Genomic DNA, 13,152 nt, shown 5'->3' with positions numbered 1-13,152 from the left:
ACCGCCGATGACCTCCACTGGTTGCGGAGCAGGTTCGAGCCGCCTCCCGGGTTCGACAGGGCGGTGCCTGTCGCGGACGGCGGCCTCGTCGTCGTGAGCGGGCGGGCGGGCTCGGGCAGGGAAACCGCGGCCCGGATGCTCTTGTGTCCCGAAGACGATGTGGTGCGAGAGATCCAGGAGGTGGAGACCGAGGCGGGGATCGACGTTCCACTCGGCGACGTCGAAACCGGGGACCGGCTCCTGGTCAACTTCTCCGCCCTGCACCGCTGGGAGTTCTCCGCTCGTGAGGGTGAGCTGCGGTCGCTGGCCGATGCGGTGGTGCGGAACCGGGCTCGACTGGCGTTGGTGATCGGCCGGGAGCAGGAGGACTGGCTCCACGACGATCTGCGGCGGCGGGTCGTGCGGCTGGAGCGACCGGACGCCCTGCGGGTCGTGCTCAAGCACCTTGCACAAGCCGGGATCCAGCTCCGAGCGGAACAGGTCGACGGCCCGCTCCGGGGGGTTCTCGAGGGAGCCTCGATGAGCGAGCTGATGCGTGTGGGACAGCTGGTCGTCGAGGAGAGCGAACAGGACCAGGGCGGTCCGCGGGGCTGGCTGGCCGCCGCGGTCGAAGCGATTCGAGGTTACCCGGGAGAACTGGAACGGCTTCTGGAAAAGCAACCGGAAGGACGACAGCGTGCGTTGTTGCTTGCCGCCGCCGCTATGGCGGAGGCGCGGATCGACGCGGTGGCGTCGGCCGAGCGCAGGCTGCTCGAGCTGGTCGAGTTCCCGGCCGCCGAACAGCACTGGCTCGAGTCGGACGGCGTGGTCGCGCGACTCGGCCGCATCGGGGCCGAGGTGGACGACCGGCGAGTGGTGTTCGCTCGGATCGGTTACGCCGAGGCGGTGCTCGGCCGGTTGTGGGACGAATACGCCGGCCTTCACCAGGACCTCGGACGGTGGCTGTCGGAAGTCGCCGTCTCGCCGGACCTGACCGAGACGGAACGGGGGCTGATCGGTGACCGGCTCGGCGATCAGTTGCTGCGCAGTCACGACGTGCGGGCGCTCCTCGCAACGGCGCGAGCCTGGGCCACCCAGCCAAGGAACGAAGTACGGGTACTGGCTTACCGGCTGCTCGCCCGTGCAGTCGTGGATCGGCACTGCGGACGAGAGGCGCGCAAGCAACTGCGCGAGTGGGCACTGGATCCCTCCTTGCCCGCGCGGCTCGCGCACGTGGTGCTCGCGGTGTGCGAGCAGGTGCTGGTGCACACCCAGCCGGACATGGCGGTGGTGCGGCTGAGGCTGCTGACCCTGCATCCCGCTCCGGCCGTCTCGGCCACCGCTCGCGAGGTCCTGATCCGTCTCGCGAGCGACGGGCGGATGTATCGGCGGATCCTGGCCGTTCTGGCCAGGACGAACAAGATCGACCACGACCTCTTCGCCGTTCTGTGCGCGCCCGGCCGAGCCGACGGGAACCGGTGGACGCACGCCCGTCTGAGCGACTGCTGGCGCGCGATCCTGGACGAACGCGATGCCCGAGGGTGGTCCCACCTGGCCGAGCCGTGGCTGGCCGAGGCGGCCTTCGGTGGGCGTCCGGAGTTGCTGGACATCCTCACCGCTGCTGCCGGCGCGGACCCGGTGCGAGCGAGCCGGCTGTTCGTCGTCGTCCGGGAGTGGGCTTCCCGTCACGAAGGTGGGATGCCGGTGCTCACCAGGCTTCGACGTGGCCTCGACGAACAACAGGGTGTGACTGATTTGTGGGACGACGAGCCGATTTCGGAGGCGAAGTGATGAACAACCGGACAGTGGTGGCGATCGGACTCGGGATCGCGGCGGCCCTGATCGTGTCCGCACTGCTCGGCGGGTGGGTCGCGCTCGTTGTGGTCGTGGTGCTTTTCGTCATCATCGGGGCTGCGATCGCCGCGACTCGACCGCGACCGCAGCCGCAGTTCGCGCCGCCCGTGCCGCCGCAGCCGATCAACGGCGAGTGCCCGGTGAGCGGAGAACGACTCCGATCAGCCGACCGGGACTACTACTTCTTTTTCTCAGCTCAGGTGCACTACCAGTTCGTCCCCGGCACGGGCGGACCGGACGTCGCGAGCTGGGCGGTCCAGAACGTGCGTGACCGTGCGAGCGAACTGGCCGGGCGCTATCAACCGGAGGATCTGGCCCAAGCGCAACAGGACCTCGCCGCCGCACTGGCGCAGGCAGCGGGCGACTCGGGGTCACGTTGGGCGTGGGCAGCGCAAGTGACGCTGGTGTTGTCCGACGCGGATCGCGAGCTCGTGGACCGCCGCGTCGAACTGAGGAAGAAGGTCCGGCAGTGGGAGGACGAGCTCGCGCTGGAAAAGGCGTTGCGGGCCTACTTGCGCGACGACGCTCTCGCGACCCCCAGCAACGCCCTGATCTGGTGGCTGGCGCAGCACAAGGACCGCGTCGAGGAGGCTGTACGACTTCGGGGGACGTTCGCGCTGTTGTCCTCCGCAGCTCACGAATCCACGGTGTCTCCGTTCTTCGCGTCCTACGCGGCGGACGCGGAACCGGCGGTTTCGGAAGCCGCGCAGCGGCACTTCGCCGCTGAACCGGCGGATCGTCCCAGCTCGCCGGTCGAGCTCGCCGACCGGTTCGTCCAGGCGGTGTATCCCGCGGCCGACGACGAGCCGCAGCGTGAGTTGCTCAAGGATCGGCTAGCGCGTCTGCTCGTCACGTCGGGGAGGACGGACCTTGGCGATGCGTTGCGGCACGACGACGATGACGACGGCCACGGCAATGTCACCTCGTTGTGTGATCATGTTCCGCGCTACGGCGCGAGCGCTAGCCACACCGCGGCGGCCGCGATCTCCACGCACGCGCCGAGCACGTCTCCGGTGATGCCCCCCAGCCGGGCGGTGCAGCGCCACAACACGGCCCCGGCCGCGGCGAAGGCGACGGTGACCGCTAGCGGGCCGCGCCACCAGTCCATTCCGGGAGCGAGGGTGGCGAGACCGGCGGCGGCGCACAGGGTTGCGACCGTCCACAGCGGATGGATGCTGCCCGCGACAGTGGCGCCGAGTCCCTCGGGTCGGGCCGAGGGGATGCCGCGGGTGCAGCACAGGGCGAGCACCCACCGGCTCACGAGCGTGCCGGCGGCGGCGGCCGTGACCCCGTGCCCGGCGGAGATCGCGCCGCTGAGAGCTCCACACTGGACGATCAGCACGAGGACCAGCGTGGCGACCCCGGTGGGTCCGGAATCGCCGCGGCGCATGATTTCCAGGGCGCGCTCGCGGTCGAAGGACGCGCCGAGGCCGTCCGCGGTGTCGGCGAGGCCGTCGAGGTGCAGCCCCCGGCTGGCGAGGCCGACCGCGCCGACCGCGAGCCCCGCCACGGCGATCGCGGGCAGCCCGAGCGCACCCCCCGCGAGGACGACGAGCCCGGCCAGCACGGCGAGCGGCACGGCCGCCACCGGTGCCAGGAGCATCGCGCCGCCCGCCACGCGCCGGTCGATGGTGCGCGGTGCGGGGACTGGGAGGGCGGTGAGGGTGCCGAGTGCCATGCGCAGTGCGTCGGTCAGCATGGTGGTGCCCCTCGTGTGGAGGCGGCTGCCCGCCGGTCGATGGTGCGCGGTGCGGGAAACCCCACCGCGGCTCCACCTCCGCGGCCCGGATCGAACCCCTCAGCCAAGGTCGGCCAGCAGACCCATGTCCGCGATGATCGCCCGCGCCGCGCGCAGCGTCGGGATCGCCTGGACCGCTCCGCTGCCCTCGCCCAGCCGCAGGCCCAGGTCGACGATCGGCGTCAGCCCGAGCGCCTTCAACGCGACCGCCTGCGACGGCTCCGTCGACCGGTGCCCGGCCAGCCACCACCGCACCGCCTCGGGCGCGATCTCCGCGGCCACCACGGCCGCGGCGGCGGAGAACACCCCGTCCAGCACCACCGGCACCCCGCGGACCGCGCCCTGCACCAGGAAACCGGCCGTCGCGGCAGCACACGCGCTGCCCAGCGCCGTGAGCAGCTCGAACGGGTCCGACACCCGCTCCCCGGCCCGCTCCACCGCGGCCCGCACCACCGCGACCTTCCGCGCGCGCCCGGCCTCGTCCACACCGGTCCCGGTGCCGACGACCTCTTCGGCAGGCACCCCGAGCGCCGCGGCGACCAGTGCCGCCGCCACCGCGGTGTTGCCGATCCCCATGTCACCGGGGATGAGCAGGTCCGCGCCGTCGTCCACCTCGGCGTCGGCGACCCGGCGGCCGGCCTCGAACGCCCGAGCGGCCTCGCCCGGCTCCAGCGCGTCCTCGGCCTCGATCGACCCCGACCCGCGCCGGACCTTCCACGCCCGCACCTCGGCGGGCACGTCGGACAGGTCGTCGTCGACCGCGATGTCCAGCACCCGGACCCCCGCGCCGACCTCGCGGGCCAGCACGTTCACCCCGCTCTTGCCAGCCAGGAACACCCGCACCATCGCCGCGGTCACCTCACGCGGGTACGCCGACAGCCGGCTCACCCCGTGGTCCCCGGCGAACACGACCACCCGCGGCCGCTCGATCGGCGGCGGCGGGACCTGCCCGGACGCGGCGCACAGCCACGCCGCGAGCTCCTCCAGCCGCCCCAGCGCGCCGACGGGTTTGACCAGCGCGTCCAGTCGTTCCAGCGCGGCGGCGTGCGCAGCGGCGTCCGGCGCGGGAATGTCGAAGCGGGTCACAGCCGAGCCCTTTCGTCGAGGTGCAGGACGCGCCCCGCCACCACCAGCTGGACGCTGTCCGCCTGGGCCGCGACGCGGTCGTTGAGCGCACCCAGCACATCACGGAACAGCCGCCCGGAGGCTGTCGCGGGCACCACACCCATGCCGACCTCGTTGGTCACCGCCACGATCGGCACGTGCGCGATCCGCCACGCCTCGAGGAACTCCTCCATCCGCTCGTCCAGCCGCAGTTCCCAGCCGTTCTTCGCGTCCCACGCGCCGACGTCGCCGAGCACCCGCGTGACCCAGGTGCCGAGGCAGTCGATCAGCAGCGGCCGCGACGCCTTCCGCACCGTCGTGGCGAGGTCGCCGGTTTCGACCGTGCGCCAGTTCGCCGGTCTGCGGGCCTGGTGCAGCGCGATCCGCGCCGCCCATTCGGGGTCGTCGCCGGTGGGCACCGGGCCGGGCGCGACGTAGACGACTTCGGGATGGCGGGCCATCAGACGCTCGGCGTGGCGCGACTTGCCCGAGCGGACCCCGCCCAGGACCAGCACCTTCGCCTCGTCGTCCCCGTACCGGCGGAGCAGCCGGGCGGCGGCCTCCAATGAGGCGGCCAGCCGCTGGGTCAGCTTGGTCATACCCGGCATTGTCGTGCACGGGCTACCGTCCCGTGTGTGGTGTATGCAAGATCGTTGACCGCGGTCGGCCTCGTGGCCGGTTACGCGCTGGACGCGGCCTTCGGTGATCCGCGCCGCGGGCATCCGGTCGCCCTGTTCGGGCGCGCGGCGAAGGCGCTGGAGCGGCGCGTCTGGGCGGACTCGCGGGCGCGCGGCGCCGCATACGCCGCGACCTGCGTCGGTGCGGCGGCGGGACTCGGCGCGCTCGCCCAGGCCGCCGCCCGGCGGCCGTTCGCCCGCGTCGCGGTGACGGCGCTCGCCACGTGGACCGTCCTCGGCGGACGGGGCCTGGCGGCGGAAGGGGAGGCGATGGCCGTCCGGCTCGAGTCGGGTGACGTGCCCGCGGCGCGGCAGCGGCTGGGGCACCTGTGCGGCCGCGACGCCTCCGAACTGGACGAAAAGGGCCTGGCCAGGGCCGCGACCGAGTCGATCGCCGAGAACACCAGCGACGCCGTCGTCGCGCCGCTGGTGTGGGGCGCGGTGGCCGGGGTGCCCGGGCTGCTCGGCTACCGGGCGCTCAACACCCTCGACGCGATGGTCGGGCACCGCACGCCCCGTTTCGAGCGGTTCGGCTGGGCCGCCGCGCGCGGTGACGACCTCGCCAACCTGCTGCCCGCCCGCCTCGGCGCGCTCGCCACCGCCGCCTGTGCGCGGGTTGTGGGCGGCCGCCCCGGCCGGTCGGTGGCGGTGTGGCGGCGCGATGCCGCACAGCACCCGAGCCCGAACGCCGGGCAGATCGAGGCGGCCTTCGCGGGCGCGCTCGGCGTGCGGCTGGGCGGGGTCAACACCTACGCCGGCCGGGTCGAGGACCGGGGCGCGCTCGGCGACGGCCCGGCGCCGGACGCTGCCGACCTGCGCCGCGCCGTCCGGTTGTCCCGCGCGGTCGGGCTGGCGGCGCTCGCGCTGGCCGCGGCGGTGGCGCGATGAGGGGTCTGCTGGTCGCCGGGACCACTTCGGACGCCGGGAAGAGCCTGGTCACCGCGGGCATCTGCCGGTGGCTCGCGCGCCGCGGGCTGCGGGTGGCGCCGTTCAAGGCGCAGAACATGTCGAACAACTCGATGGTCTGCGCCGACGGCGCGGAGATCGGGCGGGCGCAGTGGTTGCAGGCGGTCGCGGCCGGGGTGGAGCCGGAGGCCGCGATGAACCCGGTGCTGCTGAAACCGGGCAGCGACCGGCGCAGCCACGTCATCGCGCTCGGCAAGCCGTTCGGGACGCTGGAAGCAGGCGAGTTCGCCACCGGCCGCCGTGAGCTGGCACGCATCGCCTTCGACGCCTTCGACGAGTTGCGCACGCGGTTCGACGTCGTGGTGTGCGAGGGCGCGGGCAGCCCCGCCGAAATCAACCTGCGGCAGGGCGACTACGTGAACATGGGGCTGGCGCGGCGGTTCGGGCTGCCGGTCGTGGTGGTCGGCGACATCGATCGCGGTGGCGTGCTGGCCGCGATGTACGGCACGGTCGCGTTGCTGGAGCCCGCGGACCAGGCGCTGCTCGCCGGCTGGGTGGTGAACAAGTTCCGCGGTGACGAGTCGTTGCTGCGGCCGGGCCTGGACCGGATCGCGGAGCTGACGCACCGGCCGGTGCTGGGGGTGCTGCCCTGGCTGGACGGGGTGTGGATCGACTCGGAGGACGCGCTCGCCGTGGCGGGCTGGCGGCACGAGCAGCAGGTCACCGGTGGCCTTCGGGTGGCGGTGGTGCGGTTCCCGCGCGCGTCGAACGCGACCGATGTGGACGCGCTCGCCGCCGAGCCGGGCGTGACGGTCACACTGACCGCGGACCCGGACACCGTGCGGGCCGCGGACCTGGTGGTGCTGCCCGGAACCCGCGCGACGGTGGGGGATCTGCGGTGGTTGCGGGAGCGCGGGCTGGAGCCGGCGCTGGCCGCGCGGGCCGCCGCCGGACGGCCGGTGCTGGGCATCTGCGGCGGTTACCAGATGCTGGCGGAGACCATTGTGGACGATGTCGAGTCCGGTGCCGGGACGGTGCCGGGGCTGGGTCTGCTGCCGACGCGGGTGGCGTTCAGTGTGGAGAAGGTGCTCGGCAGGCCGGTCGCGCGGTGGCGCGGGCACGAGGTCGAGGCCTACGAGATCCACCACGGCAGCGCGACGCCGACCGGGGAGGCCGAACCGTTCCTGGACGGCTGGCGGCGCGGTGCGGTGTGGGGCACGACGTGGCACGGCACCCTGGACAACGACGGCTTCCGCCGGGCGTGGCTGGGCGAGGTGGCGGCGCAGGCCGGGGTGGCGTGGTCACCGGCGCCGGGGGCACCCGGTTTCGCCACCCTGCGGGAATCGATGCTGGACCGGCTCGCGGACGCCGTCGAGGAGCGCCTGGACACGGACGCCCTGCTGCGGCTGATTGAGTGTGGTGCGCCGGAGGGGTTGCCCCGAGTGGGGTGAGGGTGGGGCTCGCCTTTGGGTGCTGGCGCTGGGTTGGGTCGGGGATGTGGGTTGGGCGGCTGTGGTTGACCGGGGCGCGGGCTGCCGGGCGGGCTGCCCGGCGCGGGGTGAGCGTGGTGCGCCGGAGGCGCCGCCTGGTGGGGGTGAGCGTGGCGCTCGCCTGCGGGGCTGGCGCCGCGGTTGGGCTGGGCGGATGTGGTCGAGCGCTGGCTGCGGCTGACCGTGGCACGGCCTGCCGGGCGGTGCCGTTGGCTGAGCGCGGGCCGGTTACAGCTCAGACGAGCGTCACCCGCACGCCTTCGAGTTCGAAGGCCGACACCAGGCTCGGCTCGGCGGCTGAATCGGTGATCAGCAGGTCGATGTCGAGCGTCGGGCAGATGCGGGCGAATGCGTAGGCTCCCAGTTTCGAGCTGTCGGTCACCACCACGACCTTCTTCGCGCGGTGTGCCAGCAGCTTGTTGATCGCCGCCTCGGATTCGTGGTGCGCGTAGGCTCCCCGCAGCGGGTCGACGGCGTCCACGCCGATGAACGCCAGGTCGAGGCTGACCTCCTCCAGCACCATCCCCGCCAGGTGCCCGGTCAGCTCGAACGACTGCGGCCGCGCCACCCCGCCGGTGCTGACCAGCCGGATGCTCTGCCGCACGGTCAGCTCGTGCGCGATGTTCACCGCGTTCGTCACCACGGTCAGCGCCGGGGAACTGCCGCGGTCGTTGAAATCCGGACGGCTGGCGATCGCCCTGCTGACCTCGGTCGTGGTGGTGCCCCCGTTGAACCCGATCACCATTCCGCGATTCACCAGCCGGGCCGCGGCCTCGGCGATGCGGCGCTTTTCCACCGCGTGCCGGTCGGCGTGGTTGCGGCCGGGGAGGTTGTAGGCGACGTTGCCGGCCACGGCGCCGCCCCGGGCTCTGGTGAGCAATTGGCGGCCTGCCAAATGATCGAGGTCGCGCCGGATCGTGGCAGGGGAGACGTTCAGTTTCGCCGCCGCCTGGTCCACCTCGACCCGGCCCTGCTCGCCGATCATTTCGAGCAGCGTGTTCAGCCGCTCATGCCTGTCCACGCATCAGTAATACCGCCTCGCGCGCGCCTTGGAAACCCGATCACGGCAACAGCCCGCCGGAGGAAATCCGGCGGGCTGTCGGAATTTCACTCACAGACTCCGCAGGAAGGCAAGCGACGGCATGAAGAAATACTCGCCGCCCTTCATCGTGACCGCCTGCGGAATGGGATCGGTCGCCTCGGCCACGTTGTTGTGGCCCCATTCCGGCGCGTATTTCTGCGGTGCCCGCGCGCCCTGCCCGATGACCGGGTCGAGACCCGGATGCGAACCGTCCGGCGGGAACGGGAACGCGGGGTTGTTCGCCCAGATCTGCTGCGTGAACTCGAACTGGTTGCCCAGGTTCGAGTTGAAGGCCATGAACAGCAGGCCGACGTCCTTCGCCGGGCGCAGGCGCGGCGGCAGGTCCGCGTTCGGGTCGTCGTGGCGGCGGCCGTAGGTCTGGCCGCGCCGGGCCATCAGGTGCTTGCGCTCCTCCTCCGGCGCCTCCGCCCCGCCCGAACCCCGCGGGTTGGTCTTGCGGATGTGCGCGTGGAACGGGCACTTCTGGCCCAGCTTGTCGCTGTCGTAGCTGAAGTCGTTGCCGACCGGGTGGTGCGAGCCGGGCGCGCTCTGCACGGTCAGCGGCGTGCCGTCCTCGAACCGGCCGATCAGCATCGCGCCTGCCCGCTCCCGGTCCTCGCCGCGCAGCCCGAGGTCGTGCGCGAGGTCGCGCTCGGCCTCCTTGAACAGCCGGACGTTCTGCTCCAGCTTGCGGAACACGAAGTAGCTTCCGAAGTGGACGGTCGGGTCCGGCGCGGCCGGGTCGGGCACGAGGACCTGCTCCAGCGGCGCCGACGGGTCCCAGTCGTTGACGCCGTCGGTGGTGTCCCGCTCCGCGTCGACGTCCTCGGTGAGGAACAGCGGCTGGCTGCGCCCGTCGACGTAACCGAAGTGCTCGATCCCGTCGCCGTTGGCGTTGGCGAGCCCGAGCCCGGACTCCTCGCCCACCACGGTGACCGACGCCGGGCGCAGCGCCTCGACCTGGCGGCGCAGGGTGCGGACCGGACCGGCGGTCGCGTCGCCGAGGAGGAGCACGGCGTCGATCGTCTGCTGGTAGTGGCCCTCCCACTCGGTGACGGCCGGGTCGGCGAGCTTCTCGACCGCCGCCTTCGCGCCCGCGGTGAACGACGGGTCGGCAGGCGCGGTGACGCCGAGCGTCGCGTAGCCGTGCGCGGTCAGGCCGACGCCCAGGTAGGGCGTGCCGCCCGCCTTCGTGAGCTTGTGCGCCTCGACCTCCTGCAGGTGGGTCCGCGCGGACTTCATCAGCCCGGACAGGCCGTTCAGGAAGGTGCGGGCTTCGGCGGCGTCGCCGAAGCCGAGGAACAGCACGGTGAGGCGGTCCCGGACGTGCGCCTTCAGGATGTTCGGCTGCAGCTCGTCGAGCATGGTGGCCGCTTCGCCGGTGGCGGACTTCCAGGACAGCGTGGTGGACAGGTCGACAGGCATGTACGCCCCCTCTTGGCTTTACCCCAGTGACGGTGGCGGCGCCGCGAGGCCCCTGTCGTGTGCGGCGCCGTCACCTGCCCCTAAGTCGCGCTGAGTGGCTGCCAAGTACGAAATGGGCGGGTTTTCACCCGATCGGCTCAGGGGGCGAACGGACCGGTGGCGCTATAGCCGGTGGGCTATCGTGCCTGAGATCAGTATTGACATGCGGTCATGCTCGGGAAGGTACGGCGTGCGATGGACCTGAACTCGCTCAGGCAGTTCCTCGTGGTGGCGCGACTGGAACACCTCAGCCACGCGGCCGACGAGCTGCGCGTCGCCCAGCCGTCACTGAGCCGCACCATCGCCCGCCTGGAGAGCGAGCTGCGCACGCCCCTGTTCGATCGGGCCGGGCGGCTCCGGCTGAACGACACCGGAAGGCTCTTTCGCGACTACGTCGAACGCGCGCTCGGCGAACTCGAAGCAGGGCGCCGAGCCGTCGCCGAGGCCACCAGCGGGAGCTTCGGCACCGCGCGACTGGCCTCGGAAACCTTCCTCACCTTCATCGGGCCGCTCACGGCCTTCAAGCGGGCTCATCCCGGCGTGGAAGTCGAACTCCGCCAGACGCCCGCCGCGGAGATGGCCCGCCGCCTCCTGGCTCACGACGTCGACCTCTGCGCCGCCTCCCAGCCGATCTCCACCGAAGGGCTGGAAGCCGTCCCGCTGCTGGACGAGGTCATCTGGCTGGCCACTCCGCTCGATCACCCGCTGGCGGGCCGGACCTCGGTGACCATCGAACAACTCGCCGGCGAACCCTTCATCGCCGCTCGCAAGGGGCACTGGCATCGCCGGCTGCTCGATCGGCTCTTCGCGGCCCGCGACCTCACCCCGAAGATCGTCTGCGAGGGCGACGAGCTGGGCGCCATCGCGGAACTCATCAAGGCGGGCCTCGGCGTCGGCCTCGTCCCCGACCTCGCCAAACGCTCGTTCCCCAGCGACTCGGCCGCCTGGATCGCCGTCGACGCCCCGGACTGCCGCCGCACGCTCACCCTGTACTGGGGCGCCGGCAACCACCTCTCGCCCGCCGCCCGCGGGTTGCGCGACACGATCATCGGCTGGAACTGGATGTCCGGCGGGCCGCATACCCCGGCGGCTATAACGCCATAGCGATATTGGTCTTAGTCAAGATGTCCTCGGCGTCATAACTTTCTCGGTGTTCGGTCGAAATCCGGAGACGAGGAAGAAACCATGTACTCGAGGAAACCGTTGCGGAAGAGCTTCGTCGTGGTGGTCGCGGGGGCGCTGCTGGCCGGCGGCGCGCTCAGCGCCTACGGGGCGGAGACCAGCACGGCGAGCCGGCCGGCCCCTACCGAAATCCTGGAACTCGCGGTCGAGAACGACCAGTACGCGGCCCCCGACCTGCCGCCGGCCGGCGCCAGTCTGGGTGATCTCTACGTGTATTCCGGCTGGCTGCTCAAGGACGGCCGCAGGGTGGGGCAAGGCGGGGGTTCGTGCCAGATCGTCCACCTCGACGGCACCAAGATCACCACGCAGTGCGTGCTCACGGCGAGGCTCGAGCAGGGATCGCTGACCGCGCAATCGCTCTGGGTCACCGGCGAGAGCCCGCTCGACATGGCCATCACCGGCGGCACCGGCGCCTACCGCGATGCGCAGGGCACCGTCCGGGTGTGGGACATCGCGACGCCGGACGAGCGGATGCGAGCCGAAATCATCCATTCCGCAACGCGATGACCACAGGGATCGGGTTCATCTCGGTCCCCGGTGAACCTGCGCGCCTGGCTCCCCCCACGACCTCGCCTGACCGGGCCGGCCTGACGTTCCGGCCGGCCACGTCGTCGGAAGATCAGCACACTCGCGATGCACGACAGGAGTTTTCGGAAAATGACCAGAATCGGCATCATCCTCGGCAGCACCCGCCCCAACCGCAACGGCGCGCAGATCGCCCAGTGGGTCCTGGACACGGCCTCACAGCGCGACGACGCCGAATTCGAACTGATCGATCTGCGCGACCACCCGCTGCCGCACCTGGACGAGCCGATGCCGCCGATGTTCGGCCCGTCGGTCCACGCCCACACCCGCGCTTGGGCCGAGCGGATCGCTCCGTTCGACGGCTTCGTGGTGGTGACCCCGGAGTACAACGGCGGGATGCCCGGAGTGCTGAAGAACGCACTCGACCACGCTTTCGCCGAATGGACCGACAAGGCGGTCGGCTTCGTCTCCTACGGCGCCAACGGCGGCGCCCGCGCGGTGGTGCAGCTGCGGACGGTCTGCAGCACGCTCGGCATGGCCGACGTGGGTTACCAGGTCGCGATCTCGGTGCTCACCGATTTCGAGAACCACACCACCTTCACGCCACGCGACCACCACGTCGCCACCCTGGGCAAGACCCTGGATCAGCTCATCGCCTGGAGCACCGCCATGGCGCCCCTGCGGGCCACCGCCGAAACCATTTCCGCCCAGTCTTGAGGGGACGAATCATGACTACGGCCAACGGGTTCCGAACCCAGCGCGATGAAGCCGAGATTCGCGAGCAGATCGGCAAGGTGGCCGAAGCGTTGCGGGCCAAGGACATGGAGGCCCTGCGGCAGCTGTACACCGAAGACGTCGTGTCCTTCGACATCGAGCCGCCACTCCAGCACGCCGGAATCGCGGCGAAACTCGAGAACTGGGCGCGGGTGTTCCGGTTCTTCGAGACCGTGACCTACGAGATTCGCGACCTGACCTTCACCGTGGGCGACGAGGTGGCGTACGGGTATGCCTTCGCTCGCCTGCACGGCACGCTGCCGAGCGGGGTGACGGCGAACGGGATGTGGGTCCGGGTCACCTACGGCATGCGAAAGGTCGACGGCGCCTGGTTGATCGCCCACGACCAGGTCTCCGTGCCGCTGGACGTCTCCAGCG

General features: G+C 71.7%; 12 protein-coding genes. 7 read left to right on the top strand and 5 right to left on the bottom strand.

What is annotated here, in order from left to right; translation table 11 throughout:
• Positions 1-93 precede the first annotated feature (93 nt).
• The gene (locus ABZ215_RS30335) at positions 94-1,770 is read left to right on the top strand and encodes a hypothetical protein (protein ID WP_354953459.1); all 1,677 of its coding nucleotides are present in this window, start codon (positions 94-96) and stop codon (positions 1,768-1,770) included.
• A gap of 1,009 nt (positions 1,771-2,779) precedes the next feature.
• Here the strand turns inward: ABZ215_RS30335 and ABZ215_RS30330 are convergent.
• From ABZ215_RS30330 to cobU, 3 genes are all read right to left on the bottom strand, one after another.
• Positions 2,780-3,532: an adenosylcobinamide-GDP ribazoletransferase gene (locus ABZ215_RS30330; protein WP_354953457.1), complete on the bottom strand. Its 753-nt coding sequence runs from the start codon at positions 3,530-3,532 to the stop codon at positions 2,780-2,782.
• Positions 3,533-3,631: 99 nt separating this feature from the next.
• Positions 3,632-4,657, bottom strand: coding sequence for a nicotinate-nucleotide--dimethylbenzimidazole phosphoribosyltransferase (gene cobT, locus ABZ215_RS30325; protein ID WP_020423527.1), 1,026 nt, complete (start codon positions 4,655-4,657; stop codon positions 3,632-3,634).
• Positions 4,654-5,274, bottom strand: coding sequence for a bifunctional adenosylcobinamide kinase/adenosylcobinamide-phosphate guanylyltransferase (cobU, locus tag ABZ215_RS30320; RefSeq protein WP_017984381.1), 621 nt, complete (start codon positions 5,272-5,274; stop codon positions 4,654-4,656). The genes cobT and cobU overlap by 4 nt, the downstream gene beginning before the upstream one ends.
• Before the next feature lie 36 nt (positions 5,275-5,310).
• Between cobU and ABZ215_RS30315 the strand changes: the two genes are divergently transcribed.
• Both ABZ215_RS30315 and ABZ215_RS30310 read left to right on the top strand, forming a co-directional pair.
• Positions 5,311-6,240, top strand: coding sequence for a cobalamin biosynthesis protein (locus tag ABZ215_RS30315; RefSeq protein WP_354953455.1), 930 nt, complete (start codon positions 5,311-5,313; stop codon positions 6,238-6,240).
• A complete protein-coding gene (locus ABZ215_RS30310) occupies positions 6,237-7,709 on the top strand; it encodes a cobyric acid synthase (RefSeq protein ID WP_354953453.1) in 1,473 nt (490 codons plus the stop codon). The genes ABZ215_RS30315 and ABZ215_RS30310 overlap by 4 nt, the downstream gene beginning before the upstream one ends.
• Positions 7,710-7,983: 274 nt before the next feature.
• On the opposite strand, the gene ABZ215_RS30305 is transcribed toward ABZ215_RS30310, so the two are convergent.
• A complete protein-coding gene (locus ABZ215_RS30305) occupies positions 7,984-8,769 on the bottom strand; it encodes a DeoR/GlpR family DNA-binding transcription regulator (protein WP_020421763.1) in 786 nt (261 codons plus the stop codon).
• Between the two features lie 90 nt (positions 8,770-8,859).
• Positions 8,860-10,254: a Dyp-type peroxidase gene (locus tag ABZ215_RS30300; protein ID WP_354953451.1), complete on the bottom strand. Its 1,395-nt coding sequence runs from the start codon at positions 10,252-10,254 to the stop codon at positions 8,860-8,862.
• A 210-nt stretch (positions 10,255-10,464) separates the two neighbouring features.
• Here ABZ215_RS30300 and ABZ215_RS30295 point away from each other — a divergent pair, with 210 nt between their 5' ends.
• The 4 genes from ABZ215_RS30295 to ABZ215_RS30280 form a co-directional block, all read left to right on the top strand.
• Positions 10,465-11,397 (top strand): LysR substrate-binding domain-containing protein, encoded by a 933-nt coding sequence (locus tag ABZ215_RS30295; protein WP_354953449.1) that lies wholly within the window; start codon positions 10,465-10,467, stop codon positions 11,395-11,397.
• A gap of 99 nt (positions 11,398-11,496) precedes the next feature.
• Positions 11,497-11,982, top strand: a complete 486-nt coding sequence (locus tag ABZ215_RS30290; RefSeq protein WP_354953447.1) for a hypothetical protein — start codon at positions 11,497-11,499, stop codon at positions 11,980-11,982.
• A gap of 150 nt (positions 11,983-12,132) precedes the next feature.
• Positions 12,133-12,717 (top strand): NAD(P)H-dependent oxidoreductase, encoded by a 585-nt coding sequence (locus ABZ215_RS30285; RefSeq protein WP_354953445.1) that lies wholly within the window; start codon positions 12,133-12,135, stop codon positions 12,715-12,717.
• Positions 12,718-12,728: 11 nt separating this feature from the next.
• Positions 12,729-13,152 (top strand): nuclear transport factor 2 family protein (locus ABZ215_RS30280; RefSeq protein WP_354953443.1); only part of this gene is annotated, 424 nt, incomplete at its 3' end.

The sequence above is a fragment of the Amycolatopsis sp. NPDC006131 genome (assembly GCF_040614175.1).
GTDB classification, from domain to species: domain Bacteria; phylum Actinomycetota; class Actinomycetes; order Mycobacteriales; family Pseudonocardiaceae; genus Amycolatopsis_E; species Amycolatopsis_E tucumanensis.
Note: the sequence above shows the minus strand (reverse complement) of the source record. Positions and strands in the feature narration are given on the sequence as shown.

Bases quoted from the DNA above. Each gene is read 5' to 3' on its own strand.
- ABZ215_RS30330 (WP_354953457.1), bottom strand. From the start codon at position 3,532: ATGCTGACCGACGCACTGCGCATGGCACTCGGCACCCTCACCGCCCTC.
- cobU (WP_017984381.1), bottom strand. From the start codon at position 5,274: ATGACCAAGCTGACCCAGCGGCTGGCCGCCTCATTGGAGGCCGCCGCC.
- ABZ215_RS30310 (WP_354953453.1), top strand. From the start codon at position 6,237: ATGAGGGGTCTGCTGGTCGCCGGGACCACTTCGGACGCCGGGAAGAGC.
- ABZ215_RS30300 (WP_354953451.1), bottom strand. From the start codon at position 10,254: ATGCCTGTCGACCTGTCCACCACGCTGTCCTGGAAGTCCGCCACCGGC.
- ABZ215_RS30295 (WP_354953449.1), top strand. From the start codon at position 10,465: ATGCTCGGGAAGGTACGGCGTGCGATGGACCTGAACTCGCTCAGGCAG.
- ABZ215_RS30285 (WP_354953445.1), top strand. From the start codon at position 12,133: ATGACCAGAATCGGCATCATCCTCGGCAGCACCCGCCCCAACCGCAAC.